The sequence below is a fragment of the Klebsiella sp. 18074 genome, from assembly GCF_902705905.1.
GTDB classification, from domain to species: domain Bacteria; phylum Pseudomonadota; class Gammaproteobacteria; order Enterobacterales; family Enterobacteriaceae; genus Klebsiella; species Klebsiella terrigena.
Genome location: NZ_CACSIS010000028.1, coordinates 13,481 through 34,759, shown reverse-complemented (window position 1 = coordinate 34,759; position 21,279 = coordinate 13,481). Strand labels below are relative to the sequence as shown.

General features: G+C 57.1%; 19 protein-coding genes and 1 pseudogene. 15 read left to right on the top strand and 5 right to left on the bottom strand.

The features are described from left to right. Positions 1 to 46: 46 nt before the first annotated feature. The 3 genes and pseudogenes from ysgD (at position 47) to GVK32_RS22685 (ending at position 2,320) form a co-directional block, all read left to right on the top strand. A complete protein-coding gene (gene ysgD, locus GVK32_RS29575) occupies positions 47 to 103 on the top strand; it encodes a YsgD/CorL family protein (protein ID WP_350494802.1) in 57 nt (18 codons plus the stop codon). A gap of 148 nt (positions 104 to 251) precedes the next feature. Next, positions 252 to 1,202, top strand: coding sequence for a magnesium/cobalt transporter CorA (corA, locus tag GVK32_RS22690; protein WP_041143496.1), 951 nt, complete (start codon positions 252 to 254; stop codon positions 1,200 to 1,202). A gap of 216 nt (positions 1,203 to 1,418) precedes the next feature. After that, positions 1,419 to 2,320 (top strand): annotated as a pseudogene (locus tag GVK32_RS22685) (endonuclease/exonuclease/phosphatase family protein). Positions 2,321 to 2,378: 58 nt separating this feature from the next. Here the strand turns inward: GVK32_RS22685 and rarD are convergent. Further along, a complete protein-coding gene (gene rarD / locus GVK32_RS22680) occupies positions 2,379 to 3,272 on the bottom strand; it encodes an EamA family transporter RarD (protein WP_159872523.1) in 894 nt (297 codons plus the stop codon). A gap of 49 nt (positions 3,273 to 3,321) precedes the next feature. After that, a complete protein-coding gene (gene yigI, locus GVK32_RS22675; protein ID WP_041143499.1) occupies positions 3,322 to 3,786 on the bottom strand; it encodes an acyl-CoA thioesterase YigI in 465 nt (154 codons plus the stop codon). A 156-nt stretch (positions 3,787 to 3,942) separates the two neighbouring features. Here yigI and pldA point away from each other — a divergent pair, with 156 nt between their 5' ends. The 3 genes from pldA to rhtC all read left to right on the top strand — a co-directional run bounded on the left by pldA (position 3,943) and on the right by rhtC (position 7,491). Next, complete coding sequence (gene pldA / locus GVK32_RS22670) at positions 3,943 to 4,815, top strand: phospholipase A (RefSeq protein ID WP_159872521.1); 873 nt, start codon at positions 3,943 to 3,945, stop codon at positions 4,813 to 4,815. Positions 4,816 to 4,883: 68 nt separating this feature from the next. Continuing rightward, positions 4,884 to 6,710: an ATP-dependent DNA helicase RecQ gene (gene recQ / locus GVK32_RS22665; protein ID WP_123710424.1), complete on the top strand. Its 1,827-nt coding sequence runs from the start codon at positions 4,884 to 4,886 to the stop codon at positions 6,708 to 6,710. Between the two features lie 160 nt (positions 6,711 to 6,870). Beyond that, positions 6,871 to 7,491, top strand: coding sequence for a threonine export protein RhtC (gene rhtC, locus GVK32_RS22660; RefSeq protein WP_041143502.1), 621 nt, complete (start codon positions 6,871 to 6,873; stop codon positions 7,489 to 7,491). Positions 7,492 to 7,533: 42 nt separating this feature from the next. Here rhtC and rhtB read toward each other — a convergent pair whose 3' ends face one another. Further along, positions 7,534 to 8,154: a homoserine/homoserine lactone efflux protein gene (rhtB, locus tag GVK32_RS22655; RefSeq protein ID WP_159872519.1), complete on the bottom strand. Its 621-nt coding sequence runs from the start codon at positions 8,152 to 8,154 to the stop codon at positions 7,534 to 7,536. A gap of 109 nt (positions 8,155 to 8,263) precedes the next feature. Here rhtB and pldB point away from each other — a divergent pair, with 109 nt between their 5' ends. The 3 genes from pldB (at position 8,264) to GVK32_RS22640 (ending at position 11,235) form a co-directional block, all read left to right on the top strand. Further along, entirely contained in the window at positions 8,264 to 9,256 is a 993-nt protein-coding gene (pldB, locus tag GVK32_RS22650; RefSeq protein WP_041143504.1) for a lysophospholipase L2, read from the top strand. Between the two features lie 190 nt (positions 9,257 to 9,446). After that, a complete protein-coding gene (yigL, locus tag GVK32_RS22645; RefSeq protein ID WP_045853595.1) occupies positions 9,447 to 10,247 on the top strand; it encodes a sugar/pyridoxal phosphate phosphatase YigL in 801 nt (266 codons plus the stop codon). A gap of 88 nt (positions 10,248 to 10,335) precedes the next feature. After that, positions 10,336 to 11,235, top strand: coding sequence for a carboxylate/amino acid/amine transporter (locus GVK32_RS22640; RefSeq protein ID WP_159872517.1), 900 nt, complete (start codon positions 10,336 to 10,338; stop codon positions 11,233 to 11,235). Here the strand turns inward: GVK32_RS22640 and metR are convergent. Beyond that, complete coding sequence (gene metR / locus GVK32_RS22635; RefSeq protein WP_159872515.1) at positions 11,123 to 12,076, bottom strand: HTH-type transcriptional regulator MetR; 954 nt, start codon at positions 12,074 to 12,076, stop codon at positions 11,123 to 11,125. The genes GVK32_RS22640 and metR overlap by 113 nt on opposite strands. 233 nt (positions 12,077 to 12,309) lie before the next feature. On the opposite strand from metR, the gene metE reads away from it, so the two are divergent. Continuing rightward, positions 12,310 to 14,574 (top strand): 5-methyltetrahydropteroyltriglutamate--homocysteine S-methyltransferase, encoded by a 2,265-nt coding sequence (metE, locus tag GVK32_RS22630; RefSeq protein ID WP_159872513.1) that lies wholly within the window; start codon positions 12,310 to 12,312, stop codon positions 14,572 to 14,574. Positions 14,575 to 14,707: 133 nt separating this feature from the next. Here the strand turns inward: metE and GVK32_RS22625 are convergent, their stop codons facing one another. After that, complete coding sequence (locus GVK32_RS22625) at positions 14,708 to 15,523, bottom strand: dienelactone hydrolase family protein (RefSeq protein ID WP_123550846.1); 816 nt, start codon at positions 15,521 to 15,523, stop codon at positions 14,708 to 14,710. A 267-nt stretch (positions 15,524 to 15,790) separates the two neighbouring features. On the opposite strand from GVK32_RS22625, the gene udp reads away from it, so the two are divergent. The 5 genes from udp to ubiB all read left to right on the top strand — a co-directional run bounded on the left by udp (position 15,791) and on the right by ubiB (position 21,224). After that, positions 15,791 to 16,552, top strand: coding sequence for a uridine phosphorylase (gene udp, locus GVK32_RS22620; RefSeq protein WP_041143515.1), 762 nt, complete (start codon positions 15,791 to 15,793; stop codon positions 16,550 to 16,552). Between the two features lie 141 nt (positions 16,553 to 16,693). Next, a complete protein-coding gene (gene rmuC / locus GVK32_RS22615) occupies positions 16,694 to 18,142 on the top strand; it encodes a DNA recombination protein RmuC (RefSeq protein ID WP_159872512.1) in 1,449 nt (482 codons plus the stop codon). 70 nt (positions 18,143 to 18,212) lie between these two features. Then, positions 18,213 to 18,968 carry a bifunctional demethylmenaquinone methyltransferase/2-methoxy-6-polyprenyl-1,4-benzoquinol methylase UbiE gene (gene ubiE, locus GVK32_RS22610; RefSeq protein WP_041143517.1) on the top strand — a complete coding sequence of 252 codons (756 nt, stop codon included), beginning with the start codon at positions 18,213 to 18,215 and terminating at the stop codon, positions 18,966 to 18,968. 13 nt (positions 18,969 to 18,981) lie between these two features. Beyond that, positions 18,982 to 19,587 carry an SCP2 domain-containing protein gene (locus tag GVK32_RS22605; RefSeq protein ID WP_128879344.1) on the top strand — a complete coding sequence of 202 codons (606 nt, stop codon included), beginning with the start codon at positions 18,982 to 18,984 and terminating at the stop codon, positions 19,585 to 19,587. After that, a complete protein-coding gene (gene ubiB / locus GVK32_RS22600; RefSeq protein ID WP_132514566.1) occupies positions 19,584 to 21,224 on the top strand; it encodes a ubiquinone biosynthesis regulatory protein kinase UbiB in 1,641 nt (546 codons plus the stop codon). The genes GVK32_RS22605 and ubiB overlap by 4 nt, the downstream gene beginning before the upstream one ends. Positions 21,225 to 21,279: the final 55 nt, after the last annotated feature.

Genomic DNA, 21,279 nt, shown 5'->3' with positions numbered 1-21,279 from the left:
CGCTGGCGTAACATGCGCGCACGATTACGCTAAGAGGACATTCGCCTTGGACACACCCAGTAGATGCTGGCTCAACTTCCTGTCCATCAGGAACAACTCCTAAGGCTATCCTCTTATGCTGATAGCCTTAGCGGTTGTCAGCGACCCGTCATACCCGTCGCTCTGAGTCAGGCTTAATGGTCTGAAACCCCTTTTGTTTCTGTGTGCCCACCGAACTGTCCGATAATTTTTTTGCATTGGGAGTCCCGGTCATGCTGAGCGCATTTCAACTGGAAAATAATCGTCTGACGCGCCTGGAAGCCGACGAGATCAAGCACCTTGCCAGCTCGGTGTGGGTCGATCTGGTCGAGCCTGACGATGAAGAACGTAGCCGCGTGCAGACGGAACTGGGTCAGAACCTGGCAACCCGTCCGGAGCTGGAAGATATCGAAGCATCGGCGCGTTTCTTCGAAGATGAAGACGGTTTACACATTCACTCATTTTTCTTCTTTGAAGATGCAGAGGATCACGCCGGCAACTCCACGGTGGCGTTTACCATCCGCGAAGGGCGCCTTTTTACCCTGCGCGAGCGTGAGCTACCCGCATTCCGTCTCTACCGCATGCGCGTGCGCAACCAGTCAATGGTTGATGGTAACGCCTACGAGCTGCTGCTCGATCTGTTCGAAACAAAAATCGAACAGCTGGCGGATGAAATTGAAAATATCTACAGCGACTTGGAAAAGCTGAGCCGGGTGATTATGGAAGGTCGCCAGGGCGACGAGTACGATGACGCGCTCTCTACCCTGGCGGAACAGGAAGATATCGGCTGGAAGGTGCGCCTGTGCCTGATGGATACCCAGCGGGCGCTGAACTTCCTCGTGCGTAAGGCGCGCTTGCCGGCGGGCCAGCTGGAGCAGGCGCGTGAGATCCTGCGAGATATTGAATCGCTGCTGCCGCATAACGAATCGCTGTTCCAGAAGGTGAACTTCCTGATGCAGGCGGCGATGGGCTTTATCAACATCGAGCAGAACCGCATCATCAAGATCTTCTCGGTGGTCTCCGTGGTCTTCCTGCCGCCAACCCTGGTGGCATCAAGCTATGGGATGAACTTTGAGTTTATGCCTGAGCTGCACTGGAGCTTTGGTTATCCGGGGGCGATCGTCTTTATGATGCTGGCCGGCCTGGCGCCATACCTCTACTTTAAGCGTAAAAACTGGCTTTAAAACAATAAATTATATCAAAACCGGCTGCCTTATAAGGTGGCCGGTTTTTTTTTCGCTTTTATGTCTGCCGCCGCGCTGGAGAATGGAAACAGGCTTTGATTATCGCGAGTGACTTAATTCTCTACGCATCAGAAGTTTGGTCCATAAGTCACATAACGGCTGAGGGATAATTGTTACCATCGCAATATTCCCGATAAAAAAAGGTGAAATTTTATAATGAAAAGTATCTTTACACTCCCCTTTCTGGCCTTTTCCTGCCTCTCCGTTAATGCACAAGCTGTTGAAAAACTTGCTGGTAATGAAATTCTTGCGGTTCAAAAAGGCGGCGTTGCGGATAAAGTCTACGCCGAGAAGTATCCTCAGCTGAAGATTGCGACCTATAACATCGGCAAGAATGAAGCTTCCGATAACGTGGCGGATTTTACCTCACTCAATTTAGCGATTAAGAACATTGGCGCCGATATTATTGCGGTTCCGGAAGTCGATAATAAAACCGCCAGAAGCCAAAAGATCGATCAGCTAAAAACTATCGCGGACGCCAACGGCTACCACTATGCCTTCGGCAAAGCGCTGGATTTCGACGGCGGAGAATATGGCCTCGGTATTCTGTCCAAATATAAAATTGACCACACCCAGGTGATTAAGCTGCCGTCGGGGATGCCGAGCAGCGAATCGCGCTGCTGGCGCAAATCGCCGTTCCCGGCTTTGACTGCCCGGTGCTGGTGATGGTGACCCATCTCGACTGGCAGAAGGATCCGACGATGCGCGTGGAACAGGTTCGCCATCTTCTGGACGTGAGCATCGGCGATGCCCCATCTGACTTTAAAGATATCGCCTCATCGATCAAAATCCTCGCGGGTGATTTTAACTCCACGCACGATGAGCAGCCGTTAAAAGAGGTGGGTTATTTCTTTAACCCCGTCGTGAAGCAGGGGACGGATTACCGCACCTGGCCCGCGGTTAACCCGGCAATAGATATTGACCATATTTTTACCTTCAAGGGGCAAAAATGGAATGTGAAAAAAATCGAGGTGCCGCATAACTCGCCGGCCTTTGCCTGGTCATCCGCCAGCGATCATTTACCCCTGATTGCCGAGCTGGAGCTCACCGAGCAGTAAAAATAACGCGCCGGCCTCTGCGGATGAGAGGCCGGCGCGTGATGCGGACGCGACGGCGCTAAGCCCGACGCAGCCGGCGCTGGGTGTACAGCGCGTCGACGATAAACACCGCCAGCGCGACCCAGATAAAGGCGAAGGTGACCATCTTATCTGCCCCCGGAACTTCCCCGTAAAACAGCACCGCCAGCAGGAACATCAGCGTTGGGCCAATGTACTGGAAAAAGCCCAGCGTGGAGAGGCGCAGGCGGGTGGCCGCGCCGGTAAAGCACAGCAGCGGGATGGTGGTAACGACGCCGGCAGCCATCAGCAGCAGGTTCAGCGACCACGGGTTTTGGCCCATATGGCTGGTGGGGCTATCGGCAATACCGAACAGGTAAAGGGCGGCAACCGGCAACAGCCACAGGGTTTCAAACAGCATCCCGGTTTGGGCATCGACGGCAATCTTCTTGCGCAGCAGCCCGTAGAAGGCAAAGCTAAACGCCAGTCCGAGGCCAATTATCGGCAGCGAACCAAAGGTCCATAGCTGCACCAGCACCCCGCAGAGCGCCAGCAATACCGCTAGCCACTGCATGCGGCGAAAACGCTCGCCGAGGAAAAGCATCCCCAGCACGATATTGACCAGCGGGTTAATAAAGTAGCCCAGGCTGGCTTCCAGCATATGGTGGTTATTCACCGACCAGATAAAGAGCAGCCAGTTGCCGCCAATCAGCACCGCCGACAGCGCCAGCAGGAGCACCTTTTTTGGCGTCTGCAGCAGCTTTTTAACCTGCGGCCACTGGCGGCTAAAGCTAATAAGCGCCAGCATAAAGAAGAAGGACCAGATCACGCGGTGAGTCAGAATTTCATCTGCGGGAACGTAGTAGATAAGCTTGAAATATGCGGGTGCAATACCCCAGATAAAATAGGCGGCAAGAGCCAGAATAACGCCAAGCCGCGTTTGTTTTGCATCCATCGGTAAAATCCGTTACGCCAAAACAGCGATGTTACTCGATTTACGCCGATCAACCCACCATATACGTCGCCGTGGCGCTGGCGATATAAACCTGATCTTCGTTATGTAATTCTACGCGGGCGACCGCCACTTTATTCCCGGCGCGCAGCAGACTGCTGGTGGCGGTAAAGTGCTCTCCGCGGCCCGGCCGCAGGTAGTCGACGCGCAGATCGATGGTGCCCATACGCGACAGGCGCTGGCGCAACTCTTCTTCGTTGATGGTCTCATGGCGGGTCAGCGTACTGCCGACGCACACCAGGCCGGCGGCAACGTCCAGCGCCGAGGCAATCACGCCGCCGTGCAGAATGCTTTGCGCCCAGTTGCCGACCATCATAGGCTGGTTTTTAAAGCTCAGCTGGGCGAACTCTTTTTCGTAACGCTCCAGCTTCAGGCCTAAGGCGCGGTTAAACGGCATATGGTTGACAAAAATTTCTCCCACCAGCTTTAGGGCGGCTTCGGAAGTGAGTTCAGACATAGCGGGTGTATCCATTCGTTAATGAGATGTTGATTTTATGCCTCTAAAATATTGATTTCCACTTTCGGAACGGATAACCGAGCAGGGAGTCGATAAACAGGTAAAATGAGCCCGGTGTAAAATAGAAATAAAAATCACTCTTTCAGGAGAACAGTAATGCGTATCTCTTTGGCCTGGCTGCTGGCGCTGGTTGCGCTCCCGGCCGGCGTTTTGGCGCAGGACGTGCCGATTAATCATCAGGTCCACGATACTCCCGCGGTGCGCGGCAGCATTATCGCTAACCTGCTGCAGGATCATGATAATCCGTTCCTGCTCTATCCCTATGAGAGCAACTACTTGCTCTATACGTGGAGCAGCGATATCAACAAGGAAGCGATATCCAGCTATGACTGGGCCGAAAATGCCCGCAAGGATGAGGTGAAATTCCAGCTCAGCCTCGCCTTCCCGCTGTGGCGGGGGATCCTCGGTGATCATTCGCTGCTCGGTGCCTCCTATACGCAGAAATCCTGGTGGCAGCTCTCAAACAGCAAGGAGTCTGCGCCGTTTCGCGAAACGAACTATGAGCCGCAGCTGTTCCTCGGCTTTGCGACGGATTATCGGCTTGCCGGCTGGACGCTGCGCGATATTGAGATAGGCTATAACCACGACTCCAACGGCCGCTCCGATCCCACCTCCCGCAGCTGGAATCGCCTGTATACCCGCCTGATGGCGCAAAACGGCAACTGGCTGGTGGAAGTGAAGCCCTGGTACGTTATCGGCAGCACCGATGATAATCCGGACATCACCAAATATATGGGCTATTACCGGCTCAAAGTTGGCTATCAGCTAGGCGATGCCATACTCAGCGCGCAGGGGCAATATAACTGGAATACCGGCTACGGCGGCGCAGAGGTTGGCGTGAGCTATCCGATTACCCGTCACGTGCGTTTTTATACCCAGGTCTACAGCGGCTATGGCGAGTCGCTTATCGACTATAACTTTAACCAGACGCGCGTCGGCGTCGGCGTGACGCTCAACGATCTGTTTTAATCGTTGCACTCTGGCTCACGGGCGCTGAAAATAGCGCCTGTTTTTCTTTTCAGGCAGACGGGGTCAATGTGGCACAGGCGGAAGTATTGAATCAAACATTGCTGGCAAAGCAGGTTTTACAGGAAACCTTCGGCTACCAGCAGTTCCGCCCGGGTCAGGAAACCATTATCGACACGGCGCTGGAAGGGCGAGATTGTCTGGTCGTGATGCCAACCGGCGGCGGCAAATCGCTGTGCTATCAGGTGCCGGCGCTGGTGCTGGGCGGCCTGACGGTGGTGGTATCGCCGCTGATCTCGCTGATGAAAGATCAGGTCGATCAGCTGCTGGCGAACGGCGTGTCGGCGGCCTGCCTGAACTCAACCCAGAGCCGCGAGCAGCAGCAGGAGGTCATGGCCGGCTGCCGCAGCGGACAGATTCGCCTGCTCTACATCGCCCCTGAACGCCTGATGCTGGATAATTTCCTCGAGCATCTCAGCCACTGGAATTTGTCGATGCTGGCGGTGGATGAGGCGCACTGCATTTCCCAGTGGGGGCATGATTTCCGTCCGGAATACGCCGCCCTGGGGCAGCTGCGTCAGCGGATGCCACAAATCCCGTTTATGGCGCTGACCGCCACCGCCGATGACACCACCCGTCGCGATATCGTTCGCCTGCTGGGGCTGAACGACCCGCTGATTCAGGTCAGCAGCTTCGATCGCCCCAACATCCGCTATATGCTGATGGAAAAATTTAAGCCGCTGGACCAGCTGATGCGCTACGTGCAGGACCAGCGGGGCAAGTCGGGCATTATTTACTGCAACAGCCGCTCGAAAGTAGAAGATACCGCCGCGCGCCTGCAAAGCCGCGGCGTCAGCGCAGCGGCCTACCACGCCGGGCTGGAGCATCAGGTCCGTGCCGATGTACAGGAGAAGTTCCAGCGCGATGACCTACAAATCGTGGTGGCGACGGTGGCCTTCGGCATGGGCATCAATAAGCCGAACGTCCGCTTTGTGGTGCACTTTGATATTCCCCGTAACATTGAGTCCTACTATCAGGAAACCGGCCGCGCCGGGCGCGATGGCCTGCCGGCGGAGGCAATGCTGTTTTACGATCCGGCCGATATGGCGTGGCTGCGCCGCTGCCTTGAGGAGAAGCCCGCCGGGCCGCTGCTGGATATTGAACGCCATAAGCTGAACGCCATGGGGGCCTTTGCCGAGGCGCAAACCTGCCGCCGCCTGGTGCTGCTGAACTATTTTGGCGAAGGGCGTCAGGAGCCGTGCGGCAACTGCGATATCTGCCTCGACCCGCCGAAGCAGTACGACGCGTTAATGGATGCGCGCAAGGCGCTGTCGACGATTTATCGCGTCAACCAGCGGTTCGGGATGGGCTACGTTGTGGAGGTTCTGCGCGGCGCCAATAACCAGCGTATTCGCGATATGGCCCACGATAAGCTGCCGGTTTACGGTATTGGTCGCGATCAGAGCCACGAGCACTGGGTGAGCGTGATTCGCCAGCTGATCCACCTCGGGCTGGTGACGCAGAATATCGCCCAGCACTCGGCGCTGCAGCTCACCGAAGCCGCTCGCCCGGTACTGCGCGGCGAAGTTCCGCTACAGCTGGCGGTGCCGCGCATCGTGGCGCTGAAGCCGAAAGCGATGCAAAAATCATTCGGCGGCAACTACGATCGCAAGCTGTTTGCCAAGCTGCGCAAGCTGCGTAAAGCCATTGCCGACGAAGAGAATATCCCGCCGTATGTCGTCTTTAACGATGCGACACTGATCGAGATGGCCGAGCAATCGCCGATTACCGCCGGCGAGATGCTCAGTGTCAACGGCGTCGGTACGCGCAAGCTGGAGCGCTTCGGCAAAGAGTTTATGGCGCTTATCCGCGCGCATATTGATGGTGAAGAGGAGTAGTCAGGCGGGCGAAAAGGTGCCAGGATGTTCTCTTCATCCTTCAAGCTGCTCTGCGTTGACTGCGCTCACTCACCCTCGTCGCCGGCTGTTTTTCGCGCCTGGGAATGTCCTCATTTGTCACCCTGACGCATCTTGATCACTCCATTCCAGTGGGTTAACTATGCTGATGCTTTTTCTTACCGTCGCGCTGGTGCACATCATCGCGCTGATGAGTCCGGGCCCGGACTTCTTTTTCGTTTCGCAAACCGCCGTCAGCCGCTCGCGCAAAGAGGCGATGATGGGTGTACTCGGGATCACCTGCGGGGTGATGGTCTGGGCGGGCGTAGCGCTGCTCGGTCTGCACCTGATTATTGAAAAAATGGCCTGGCTGCACACCATTATTATGGTCGGCGGCGGGCTCTATCTCTGCTGGATGGGCTATCAGATGCTGCGCGGCGCGCTGAAAAAGAGCGAGGCACCCGCCGCAGAACCGCAGGTTGAACTGGCCCGCAGCGGGCGTAGTTTCCTCAAAGGGCTGCTCACCAACCTGGCTAACCCGAAAGCGATTATCTATTTCGGCTCGGTTTTCTCGCTGTTTGTTGGCGATGACGTTGGCGCGGGCGAGCGCTGGGGTATTTTCCTGCTGATCGTCCTGGAAACGCTGGCGTGGTTTGCGGTCGTGGCCAGCCTGTTTGCGCTGCCGGCGATGCGCCGCGGCTACCAGCGGATGGCGAAGTGGATTGACGGCGTGGCCGGCGCGCTCTTCACCGGGTTTGGCATTCACCTGATTATTTCACGCTAAGCCCGAAGACCCGCCAGGCTGCGCCTGGCAGGGTTATTCACCTCAGGCGTGGCGTGCCGAAGCCAGCAGGGCGCCAACCAGCATAAACAGCGATCCAAAGACCTTGTTCAACGCCGTCATCTGCTTCGGCCCCTTAATCCATGCCGCAATGCGCTGCGCCAGCGTGGCATAGCCAATCATCACGATGATATCGACCACAATGGTGGTGATCCCCAGAACGAGATACTGCATCACCTGGGGCTGATGCGGCACGATAAACTGTGGGAACAGAGCCGCCAGGAACACGATGCTCTTCGGGTTGGTCAGATTAACGAAAACCGCCCGCTGGTATAATTTCCCCTGGGTCTGCGCCTTAGCCAGGGTGGTTAAGTTGATGGCCCCCGCGGCCCGCCACTGCTGAATGCCCAGCCAGATAAGATAGGCCGCACCTGCCCATTTCAGCACTTCAAAGGCCAGCACCGAGCGGGAAAACAGCGTTCCCAGGCCAATACCCACCAGAACGATGTGAATCGCCAGCCCGGTCTGCAGGCCGGCAATCGAGGCCGTTGCCCCGCGGTAGCCGTGGCTGATTGAGGTGGTCATGGTATTAATCGCCCCTGAGCCCGGGGACAGGCTGAGAATAATCGATGTCAGCAGATAGGCGAACCACCACTCGAACGTCATGAGAAACTCCCTGATTGTCTGTTTTTATGCCACAATACGCTATTGTGTAAGCCTTGTGTGATACACGATAAAAAAACGATTTCTGGCGGTTAACAGGGGTGTAAACCCGATGTTTTGGCAGCAAAAGGATTGGGACACACGAGAAAACGCGTTTGCGGCTTTCACTATGGGGCCGCTGACCGATTTCTGGCGACAGCGGGAAGAAGCGGAATTTACGGGCGTGGATAGCATCCCGGTCCGCTTTGTACGCTTCTGCGCCAAACAACACGACCGGGTGGTGGTTATCTGTCCTGGGCGTATCGAAAGCTACGTGAAGTACGCCGAGCTGGCCTACGATCTGTTCCACAGCGGTTTCGATGTGATGATTATCGATCATCGCGGACAGGGGCGGTCGGGGCGCATATTAACCGACAGCCACCGTGGTCACGTCGTCAACTTTAGCGATTATGTTGACGATCTCGCTGCGCTTTGGCAGCAGGAAGTGGCTCCTGGCCACTGGCGAAAACGCTTTATACTGGCTCACTCAATGGGTGGCGCAATCGCGACCTTATTTTTGCAACGCCACCAGCAGCATTGTGATGCCATCGCGCTGTGCGCGCCGATGTTCGGGATAGTCATGCGCTTTCCGGACTGGATGGTGCGCCATATTCTCGACTGGGCTGAGGGCTATCAGCGCATTCGAGAAGAGTACGCCATTGGCACCGGCCGCTGGCGGGCGCTGCCCTTCTCGGTCAACGTTCTGACGCATAGCCGCCAGCGCTACCGGCGCAACCTGCGCTTTTATGCGGACGAACCCCAGCTGCGGGTGGGCGGGCCAACGTACCACTGGGTGCGCGAGGGGATCCTCGCGGGCGAAGAGGCGCTGGCTGGCGTAGAAAAAGATATTACCCCCACGCTGTTGTTGCAGGCTGAAGAAGAACGCGTGGTCGACAACCGTATGCACGAGCGCTACTGCGAGCTGCGAGCTGCGGCGGGCCACCCCTGCGAAGGTAATAAGCCGCTTGTCATAGAAGGGGCATACCATGAGATCCTTTTTGAAAAGGACGCCATGCGCTCAGTCGCGCTAAATGCCATCGTCGATTTTTTCACTCGACACAATTAGAGCCTATCCCAGCAGGTGTACATTGTTGCAGCCTGTGGGGCACGGACAGCGCGGAACAATCGGAACGTACAGGTAGTACGTGAGGATTGTGAGCGCAGCCCAGGTCCGAAATGGCAAAAAAATAGCCTGATGGGATAGGCTCTTAATCCGACGAAGACACTCGTCGCCCTGCTTAGAGGTTAAAATTTTTATGTACCAGGTTGTTGCGTCTGACTTAGATGGCACGCTGCTTTCCCCCGATCACTACTTAACCCCCTACGCGAAAGAGACGCTGCAGCTGCTGACCGCTCGCGGCATCAACTTTGTTTTTGCTACCGGCCGTCATTACATCGACGTCGGGCAGATTCGCGATAATCTCGGCATTAAGTCCTACATGATCACCTCCAACGGCGCGCGCGTGCACGATAGCGAGGGCAATCAGATATTCGCCCATAACCTCGATCGCGATATTGCCAGCGATCTGTTTGAGATGATGCGCAGCGATCCGCTGGTTGTCACCAACGTCTATCGCGATGACGAATGGTACATGAACCGCCACCGCCCGGAAGAGATGCGCTTTTTCAAAGAGGCGGTGTTTAACTACAAGCTGTACGAGCCCGGCGAGCTTGATTCACAGGGGATCAGCAAGGTGTTTTTCACCTGCGAGGATCATCAGCATCTGCTGCCGCTGGAGCAGGCGATCAACGCCCGCTGGGGCGATCGCGTGAACGTCAGCTTCTCAACGCTGACCTGTCTGGAAGTGATGGCGGGCGGCGTATCGAAAGGTCATGCCCTCGAAGCGGTTGCCAAAATGCAGGGATACGCCCTGAAGGACTGTATCGCCTTTGGCGACGGCATGAACGATGCAGAGATGCTGTCGATGGCGGGCAAGGGCTGCATTATGCTGAATGCGCACCAGCGCCTGAAAGATCTTCACCCCGAGCTGGAGGTGATTGGTAGCAACGCTGACGACGCGGTGCCGCACTATCTGCGCAGGCTCTATCTCTCCTGATAAAGATTGACGACTGGCGATTTATTCTCCAGTTGTCAACCTAACTCTTCGCTACAATGAGCGTTCTTCCTCCTGAGAGACATTCATTGTGGCGCTACTGATTATTACCACCATCCTGTGGGCCTTCTCCTTTAGCCTGATCGGCGAGTACCTGGCGGGCAGCGTTGATAGCTACTTTTCGGTGCTGATGCGCGTTGGGCTGGCGGCGCTGGTGTTCCTGCCGTTTTTGCGCACCCGCGGGCAGTCGCCGCGGACTATCGTGCTGTATATGCTGGTAGGGGCCATGCAGCTTGGCATTATGTATCTGCTGGCGTTCCGCGCTTACCTCTACCTGACGGTCTCCGAATTTCTGCTGTTTACGGTGTTTACGCCGCTCTATATCACCCTGATTTATGACCTGATCAGCGGGCGCAGGCTGCGCTGGGGCTATCTGCTCAGCGCCGGGCTGGCGGTGCTGGGGGCGGCCATTATTCGCTACGATAAAGTGAGCGATCATTTCTGGACCGGGCTGCTGCTGGTTCAGCTGTCGAATATCTGCTTTGCCATCGGCATGGTGGGCTACAAACGCTTGATGGAGCTGCGGCCGATGCCCCAGCACAACGCTTTTGCGTGGTTCTATATGGGGGCGCTGCTGGTGGCGGTTGCGGCCTGGCTTATGCTGGGCAACCCGCACAGGCTGCCGACCACCACGGTGCAGTGGAGCATCCTGGTATGGCTTGGCGTGGTGGCTTCAGGGTTGGGGTACTTCATGTGGAACTACGGGGCGACGCAGGTGGATGCCGGAACGCTGGGCATCATGAATAACGTCCATGTTCCAGCCGGGCTGCTGGTTAACCTTGCCATCTGGCAGGAACAGCCCCACTGGCCGAGCTTTATTATCGGGGCTCTGGTGATCCTGGCCTCGCTGTGGGCCCATCGCCGTTGGGTCGCTCCGCACTCCGGACAAACGGCAGATGATCGCAAGCGTGGTTCCGCGCTGAGCGAATAAATGCTTCGGTAACCGGCTGACGCTGCTCACCGTCGCGCACGGCGGAGTACAGCCGGCTCCACAGGCCTTCACCCAGGGTTTTGGTGACCACCAGACCCTGGCGTTCAAAAGTCTCCACCACCCAGTGCGGCAGCGCTGCGATGCCCATCCGCGCGGCAACCATCTGAATGAGCAGCAGCGTATTATCGACGCTCTTCAGCTGCGGGCTGATACCCGCCGGCTGCAGGAAGTGGCGCCAGATATCCAGGCGACTGCGTTGCACCGGGTAAATCAGCAGCAGCTCTGCGGCCAGGTCTTCCGGCACAATCCGCGTTTTCAAGGCCAGCGGATGATCTGGCGCCAGCACCAGGCGCACTTCAAAATCAAACATCGGCGAATAGTGCAGTCCGCTGCGCGGCAGAATATCGGACGTCATCACCAGATCCAGCTCGCCCTGCTGGAGCGCGGGCTGCGGGTCAAAGGTCACCCCGGACTGGAAATCAACCTCAACGTGCGGCCAGCTGGCGCGGAAGCTCTCGAGCGCTGGCGTCAGCCACTGAATACAGCTATGACACTCAATGGCGATGCGCAGCCGGGTTTGCTGCGGCTCGTTACAGTCCTGCAGGGCACGGGTGATTTGCGGCAGCACCTGGTGTGCTAGCTGCAGCAAAATCTCGCCCTGCGCGGTGAAGCGCAAAGGCTGACTTTTACGCACAAACAGACGGAAGCCAAGGCGCTGTTCCAGATCGCTGAACTGGTGGGACAGGGCGGATTGGGTCTGGTGCAGGGCCGCCGCAGCGCCCGCGAGTGAACCGCTATTCCGCAACGCCAGCAGCGTTTTCAGGTGTTTAATTTCGATCATGAAAGTCCTTCACTTCGGCATGAATAATTTGCGCTTGAGGAATATACAGTAACCGCCAATTATGGATGTGTAAACATCTGGACGTCTAAATCCTTTATCTTTCGAATTTATGGTGCGTTGGCCGCACTTCCTCACCCCAGTCACTTACTTCAGTAAGTTCCTGGAGATGAGCCAGTTTGCCGCCTTCTCTGAATTTAAAATCCTTAGGATTTGCACATCATGAGGCTCAAAAAATGACAATTATCAATCACACCCTCGGTTTCCCTCGCGTTGGTCTTCGCCGCGAGCTGAAAAAAGCGCAAGAGAGCTACTGGGCGGGTAACGCAACCCGTGAAGAGCTGCTGGCAGCGGGCCGTGAGCTGCGCGCTCACCACTGGGATCAGCAAAAGCAGGCGGGTATAGATCTGCTGCCGGTGGGCGATTTCGCCTGGTACGACCATGTTCTGACCACCAGCCTGCTTCTGGGCAACGTGCCGGCTCGTCATCAGAACAAAGACGGCTCCGTCGATATCGATACGCTGTTCCGCATTGGCCGCGGCCGCGCGCCGACCGGTGAACCGGCGGCAGCGGCGGAAATGACCAAATGGTTTAACACCAACTATCACTACATGGTGCCGGAGTTTGTGAAAGGTCAGGAGTTCAAACTGACCTGGACCCAGCTGCTGGACGAAGTTGACGAAGCGCTGGCGCTGGGCCATAAGGTGAAGCCCGTGCTGCTTGGCCCGGTTACTTATCTGTGGCTGGGTAAAGTGAAAGGCGAGCAGTTCGATCGCCTGGAGCTGCTGAATGACATTCTGCCGGTCTATCAGCAGGTGCTGGCTGAGCTGGCAAAACGCGGCGTTGAGTGGGTGCAGATTGATGAGCCGGCGCTGGTGCTGGAGCTGCCGCAGCCGTGGCTGGATGCCTTCAAGCCGGCATACGACGCGCTGCAGGACCAGGTTAAGCTGCTGCTGACCACCTATTTTGAAGGGGTTAGCGCCAACCTCGACGCCATCACCGCGCTGCCGGTGCAGGGTCTGCACGTTGACCTGGTTCACGGTAAAGATGATGTTGCCGGGCTGCATGCGCGCCTGCCGTCGGACTGGCTGCTCTCCGCGGGCCTGGTCAACGGTCGTAACGTCTGGCGCGCCGATCTCTCCGAGAAATACGCGCAAATTAAAGAGATCGTCGGCAAACGTCAGCTGTGGGTTGCCTCCTCCTGCTCCCTGCTGCACAGCCCGATCGATCTGAGCGTGGAAACCCGCCTGGATGCGGAAGTGAAAAGCTGGTTTGCCTTCGCCCTGCAAAAATGCGCTGAGCTGGCGCTGCTGCGCGATGCGCTGAACAGCGGCGATACCGCCGCCATTGAGGAGTGGAGCGCGCCGATTCAGGCCCGCCGTCACTCAACCCGCGTACACAACGCCGCGGTGGAAAAACGTCTGGCGGCCATTACCGCCCGGGACAGCCAGCGCAACAGCCCGTACGCAGAGCGTGCCCAGGCCCAGCGCAGCCGCTTTAACCTGCCGGCGTGGCCGACCACGACCATCGGCTCTTTCCCGCAGACCACCGAAATTCGCGGCCTGCGCCTGGACTTCAAGAAAGGCAATCTCGACGCTAATAACTACCGTACCGGCATCGCGGAACATATTAAGCAGGCGATCGTTGAACAGGAGCGTTTAGGCCTCGACGTGCTGGTGCACGGCGAAGCCGAGCGTAACGACATGGTGGAGTATTTCGGTGAGCACCTCGACGGCTTTATCTTTACGCAAAACGGCTGGGTGCAGAGCTACGGTTCGCGCTGCGTCAAGCCGCCGGTGGTGATCGGCGACGTCAGCCGCCCGGAAGCTATCACCGTTGAGTGGGCGAAATACGCGCAGTCTCTTACCGACAAGCCGGTGAAAGGTATGCTGACTGGTCCGGTGACGATCCTGTGCTGGTCATTCCCCCGCGAAGACGTCAGCCGCGAAACCATCGCGAAGCAGATTGCGCTGGCGCTGCGTGACGAAGTGGCGGATCTGGAAGCGGCCGGTATCGGCATTATCCAGATTGATGAACCGGCGCTGCGAGAAGGCCTGCCCCTGAAGCGGAGCGACTGGGATGCATACCTGCAGTGGGGCGTGGAAGCCTTCCGTATCAACGCCGCCGTGGCGCAGGATGATACCCAGATCCATACCCATATGTGTTACTGCGAGTTCAATGACATCATGGATTCTATCGCGGCGCTGGATGCGGACGTGATTACCATTGAGACCTCGCGTTCCGACATGGAGCTGCTGGAGTCGTTCGAGGAGTTCGAATATCCGAACGAAATCGGGCCGGGCGTGTATGACATCCACTCGCCTAACGTCCCGAGCGTGGAGTGGATTGAAGCCCTGCTGGAGAAAGCCGCTCAGCGCATCCCGGCGGAGCGGCTGTGGGTTAACCCGGACTGCGGACTGAAAACTCGCGGCTGGCCGGAAACCCGTGCGGCGCTGGCGAACATGGTGAAAGCCGCGCAGAACCTGCGTGAGTCCGCATAAAGAGCCGCCGCGGTAAAAATCAGCGGTAACGCAGTAACAGGTAACTCGGTAACAGGTAATGCAGTAATTGATCGTGCGGTAATAAAAAGAGGAGGCGAATGCCTCCTCTTTTATATTCATCGGGAGCGCAAATTTAAGCCTTCTTTCCCCCGCCATACTGAGCAAACCACGCCAGCATGCGCTGCCAGCCGTCCTGCGCCGACTCTTCATGGTAGCTGGCACGATAGTCGGCATTAAACGCGTGGCCGGCCTGCGGGTAGACCACGATCTCTGCCGTCGCGTTGGCGGCGCGCAGCGCCTGGCGCATGGTTTCTACCGTGTCCTGCGGGATGCTGTCATCCTTCGCGCCGTAAAGTCCCAGCACCGGGGCGTTAAGATCGACGGCGACGTCCACCGGATGCTTCGCGGAGTTCAGCGTTTTCTGCCCGACCAGCTTGCCGTACCAGGCGACGGCGGCCTTCAGCTGCGGATTGTGCGCGGCGTAGAGCCAGGTAATACGACCACCCCAGCAGAAACCGGTGATCAGCAGGCGATGAGCATCGCCCCCGTGACGTCCTGCCCAGCTGGCGACATGGTCAAGGTCTGCCAGCACCTGCGAGTCCGGGACTTTGCTGACCAGCTCCTGGAATAGCGTCGGGATATCGGTGTACTCGTTCGGATCGCCCTGGCGAAAGTACAGCTCTGGAGCGATCGCCAGATAGCCTTCCAGCGCCAGACGACGGCAGACGTCGCGGATGTGCTCATGGACGCCGAAAATTTCCTGCACCACGATCACCACCGGAAGCGGGCCATCGCTATTTTTCGGTCGGGCATGGTATGCCGGCATGTTCTCGCCCTGAGAAGGGATCGAGGTTTCTCCAGCGGTAATGCTCTCTTCCGGCGTATAAACGGCGGTAGAAGCGTGCGGGGTGGCTGCAGGTGCAAAGCCGGGTTGCTTGGTTGTGGTCATGGTATTCTCCGTACCCTTAATTTATTAGCGCATCGATAACTATAGACTCTTAAGACCGGACGTTAACAAATCACAGTGCCCGAAACAGGCTATCTTTTGTTCAGGCACGGTGAATATAACTTGTTAATGTGACGTAACTCACTATTTAATGGAATATTGTTGCAATGATTTTCATTCGTGGTGATTGGTGTCACAAAATTAAGCGGATGGCTTCTGTAAAGTACCGTTTTGCTTCTGCTGATAATTCGACCCACAGAGGAGTTTTTTATGTCTAAGTCTGATGTTTTTCATCTCGGCCTCACCAAAAACGATTTACAAGGGGCTACGCTGGCTATCGTCCCTGGCGATCCGGAGCGTGTGGAAAAGATCGCCGCGCTGATGGATAAGCCGGTCAAGCTGGCATCGCACCGCGAATTTACCTCCTGGCGCGCCGAGCTTGACGGCAAGCCGGTGATCGTATGCTCTACCGGTATCGGCGGCCCATCGACGTCGATTGCCGTTGAAGAACTGGCTCAGCTGGGAATCAATACCTTCCTGCGTATCGGCACCACTGGCGCCATCCAGCCGAATATCAACGTTGGCGACGTGCTGGTGACCACGGCATCCGTGCGCCTCGACGGCGCGAGCCTGCACTTTGCGCCAATGGAATATCCGGCCGTCGCTGACTTTGCCTGCACCACCGCGCTGGTGGAAGCGGCTAAATCAATCGGCGCAACGACCCATATCGGCGTGACCGCCTCTTCTGACACCTTCTATCCGGGCCAGGAGCGCTATGACACCGTTTCCGGTCGCGTGGTGAGCCGTTTTAAAGGCTCGATGGCAGAGTGGCAGGCGATGGGCGTCATGAACTACGAAATGGAATCCGCCACGCTGCTGACCATGTGCTCCAGCCAGGGCCTGCGTGCCGGGATGGTTGCCGGGGTTATCGTTAACCGTACCCAGCAGGAAATTCCTAACGCCGAAACCATGAAGCAAACCGAAAGCCATGCGGTGAAAATTGTCGTTGAAGCGGCCCGCCGTCTGCTGTAGTTCCTCCCCTTATCGCGAAGGCCGGCTCGCCCGGCCTCTCTTTTTTGCGCTGCGCCTCGCAGGAAATTCCTTTTAAACTGGACGTTTGTACAGCACAATTCTATTTTTGTGCCGTAGGCGGTTGCAGTAGCAGGGGGCGTTGTGGATATCTCAATTATTATAAGTGCCATCGCGGCGCTGGTCGTAGGGCTGGTCGTCGGCTGGCTGGCGACGAAGGCCGCTGCCGATCAAACGCGTGCCGACCTCATCGAAGAGCGGCGCGAGCTGGATATTGAGCTGAGCTCGGCCCGCCAGCAGCTGGTGCAGGCGGCCCACTGGCGCGATGAGTGCGAGCTGCTGAATAATGAGCTGCGCAGCCTGCGCGATATCAATAGTTCGCTGGAGGCTGACCTCCGTGAAGTCACCACCCGCCTTGAATCTACCCGGCTAAATGCGGAAGAGAAAGTTCGCCAGATGGTGAACAGCGAACAGCGCCTCAGTGAGCAGTTTGAAAATCTGGCGAACCGCATTTTCGAGCACAGCAACCGGCGGGTTGATGAGCAGAACCGGCAAAGCCTGCACGGCCTGCTGACGCCGCTGCGCGAACAGCTGGACGGCTTTCGTCGGCAGGTGCAGGACAGCTTCGGTCAGGAGGCGCGAGAGCGCCACACGCTGGCCCATGAAATCCGCAACCTACAGCAGCTCAATACCCGGATGGCGCAGGAGGCCCTGAACCTGACCCGCGCGCTTAAGGGTGATAACAAAACCCAGGGCAACTGGGGGGAAGTGGTTTTAACCCGCGTGCTGGAGGCTTCCGGGCTGCGGGAAGGCTACGAGTACCAGACCCAGGTCAGCATTGAAACGGAAAACCGCTCGCGGATGCAGCCGGACGTGATCGTCCGTTTGCCGCAGGGAAAAGACGTGGTCATTGATGCCAAAATGACGCTGGTGGCCTATGAGCGCTACTTCAACGCCGAAGATGATTACGCCCGTGAGGCGGCGCTGCAGGAGCATATTGCCTCAGTACGCAGCCATATCCGCCTGCTTGGCAGGAAAGACTATCAGCAGCTTCCGGGGCTGCGATCGCTCGACTACGTCCTGATGTTTATCCCCGTTGAGCCCGCATTTCTGCTGGCGATAGACCGCCAGCCAGAGCTTATCAGCGAAGCGCTGCAGCACAATATTATGTTGGTCAGCCCCACCACGCTGCTGGTTGCGTTACGCACGATAGCCAACCTCTGGCGCTATGAGCATCAGAGCCGTAATGCGCAGAAAATTGCCGAACGCGCGGGCCGCCTGTACGACAAGATGCGGCTGTTCGTCGATGACATGTCCGCAATAGGCCAGAGCCTCGACAAAGCGCAGGATAATTACCGCCAGGCGATGAAAAAGCTGGCCTCCGGTCGCGGCAACCTACTGGTGCAGGCTGAAGCCTTTCGCGGCCTCGGGGTGGAGGTTAAGCGCGGGATTAATCCGGACTTAGTCGAACAGGCAACCGCCCAGGACGATGAATACCGGCTGGATGATGATGATAAACCATCGGAAAGTAACGGTTTTTCATCCGAATCTTCCGCTGCATCTATGTCGGGCAAGGGGGCTCAGCCGCGTTGAAGCGTATGGGAAATGCGCTGAATCTGTTACACTCGGCGAACATTTTCTTGATAAGCAAGCAGGCATTGAGATGGTTGAGGATTCACAAGAAACGACGCACTTTGGCTTTCAGACGGTTGCCAAAGAGCAGAAGGCGGACATGGTTGCGCATGTATTCCATTCTGTGGCCGCAAAATATGATGTGATGAACGATTTGATGTCGTTCGGTATTCATCGTTTGTGGAAGCGTTTCACCATCGATTGCAGCGGCGTGCGTCGCGGGCAGACCGTGCTGGATCTGGCCGGCGGCACCGGCGACCTGACGGCAAAATTCTCCCGTCTGGTCGGTGAATCTGGCCGCGTCATGCTGGCCGATATTAACGATTCAATGCTGAAAATGGGCCGCGAAAAGCTGCGCAACGTCGGCATCGTCGGCAACGTTGAGTACGTTCAGGCCAATGCCGAAGCGCTACCGTTTGCCGATAACACCTTTGACTGCATCACTATTTCATTCGGCCTGCGCAACGTCACCGATAAAGAAAAAGCGCTGCGCTCCATGTACCGGGTTCTGAAGCCGGGTGGACGCCTGCTGGTGCTGGAGTTTTCAAAACCGATTATTGAGCCGCTGAGCAAAGCGTACGACGCCTACTCCTTCCATATCCTGCCGCGCGTGGGCGAACTGGTAGCCAGCGACGGCGAAAGCTATCGCTATCTGGCGGAATCTATTCGCATGCACCCCGATCAGGACACCCTGAAGGGCATGATGCAGGATGCGGGCTTTGAAAGCGTCGACTACTACAACCTGACGGCAGGTATCGTGGCGTTACACCGCGGTTATAAGTTCTGACAGGGGGGACGCTATGCCTTTCAAACCACTGGTAACCGCGGGTATTGAGACGGTTCTGAATACCTTTCTCTGGCGTGATAAAGCCTTAAAACCGGCGCGTCAGCGTCTGTCAGGGAAAGTGCTGCGCGTGGAGCTGCAGGAGCTGGCGACGCCGGTGGTTCTGGCCTTTAGCGAGCGCCAGGTCGATGTGCTCGGCGCGTGGGAAGGCGAAGCAGACTGTACCGTCATCACCCGCCTGAGCGTCCTGCCGCAGCTGCGCAATCGTCAGCAGCTTACCGCGCTTATCCGCAGCGGTGACCTGCAGGTGCAGGGCGATCTGCAGGTGGTGCAGAATATGGTGACGCTGTGCGATCTGGCGGAGTTTGATCCCGCTGAGCTGCTGGCCCCGTATACCGGCGATATTGTCGCCGAGGGCGTCAGCAAAGTATTTCGCACCGGCGCCCGCTTCCTGCTGCACGGCGCGCAGCGCCAGCAGCGGTATGTCGCTGAGGCACTCACCGAAGAGTGGCGGCTGGCGCCGGGCCCGCTGGAAATGGCCTGGTTTGGGGAAGAGACCGCCGCCGCGGAACGCGCCCTGGCTGCGCTTGAAAAACGGCTGGAAACGCTGGAGGGCAAATGACGCCAGGAGAATTACGGCGCCTGTATCTTATTATCCGCACCTTTTTGAGCTACGGGCTCGATGAGCTGATCCCCAAAATGCGTATCACGCTGCCGTTGCGTATCTGGCGGCGTACGCTGTTCTGGATGCCAAATCGTCACAAAGACAAACCTCTCGGCGAACGCTTACGCCTTGCGCTGCAGGAGCTGGGGCCCGTGTGGATCAAATTTGGCCAGATGCTGTCAACCCGTCGCGATCTCTTTCCTCCGCAAATAGCCGATCAGCTCGCGCTCCTGCAGGATCGCGTGGCGCCGTTTGATGGCCAGCTGGCTAAAAAGCAGATCGAGCAGGCGATGGGTGGCCTTCCGGTTGATGCCTGGTTTGATGATTTCTCGATTGAGCCGCTGGCCTCCGCCTCGATTGCTCAGGTGCATACCGCGCGCCTGAAAGAGAACGGCAAAGAGATTGTGATTAAGGTTATCCGCCCGGACATCGTGCCGGTTATTAAAGCGGATATGAAGCTTATCTATCGCCTGGCGCGCTGGGTGCCTCGCCTGCTGCCCGACGGCCGCCGCCTGCGTCCGCAGGAAGTGGTGCGCGAGTATGAAAAGACGCTGCTCGACGAGCTCAACTTGCTGCGCGAATCGGCAAACGCCATCCAGCTGCGGCGCAATTTTGAAGATAGCCCGATGCTCTACGTTCCGGAGGTTTACTCCGATTACTGTAGCGAAGGCATGATGGTGATGGAGCGGATTTACGGCATCCCGGTTTCCGATGTCGAGGCGCTGGAAGCTCAGGGTACCAATATGCAGCTGCTTGCAGAGCGGGGCGTGCAGGTCTTTTTCACCCAGGTATTCCGCGATAGCTTCTTCCACGCGGACATGCACCCGGGGAATATTTTTGTCAGCTATGAGCATCCGGAGAACCCGAAATATATCGGCATTGACTGCGGCATCGTGGGCTCGCTGAATAAAGAAGATAAGCGCTATCTGGCGGAAAACTTTATCGCCTTCTTCAACCGTGACTATCGCAAAGTTGCCGAGCTGCACGTCGATTCCGGCTGGGTGCCTGCGGATACAAACGTTGAAGAGTTCGAGTTTGCCATCCGCACCGTCTGCGAACCTATCTTCGAAAAGCCGCTGGCTGAAATCTCCTTTGGGCATGTGCTGTTGAACCTGTTCAATACCGCCAGGCGCTTCAATATGGAAGTTCAGCCGCAGCTGGTATTGTTACAGAAGACATTACTTTACGTAGAAGGGGTAGGCCGCCAGCTCTATCCTCAGTTAGACTTGTGGAAAACGGCGAAGCCTTTCCTTGAGTCGTGGATTAAAGATCAGGTCGGCATTCCGGCGCTGGTACGCGCGTTTAAAGAAAAAGCGCCGTTCTGGATTGAAAGAATGCCGGAGATACCGGAGCTGGTGTACCAAAGCCTGCAGCAGAGCAAGCAGCTGCAGAACAGCGTTGATACAATTGTCCGGGATATCCAGGGGCGGCACGTTCGTCAGGGACAGTCCCGTTATCTGTTTGGTATAGGCGCCGTTTTGTTACTCAGCGGTACGCTGTTATTTATCCACCGGCCGGAGTGGGGCCTGATGCCCGGCTGGCTAATGGCCGGTGGCGTTGTGACCTGGCTGATTGGCTGGCGGAAAACGCGCTAAGCGGTATGGCCTCCATCACGGCGCATTCATTGTTGCGCGAAGTCATGCGAGCAGC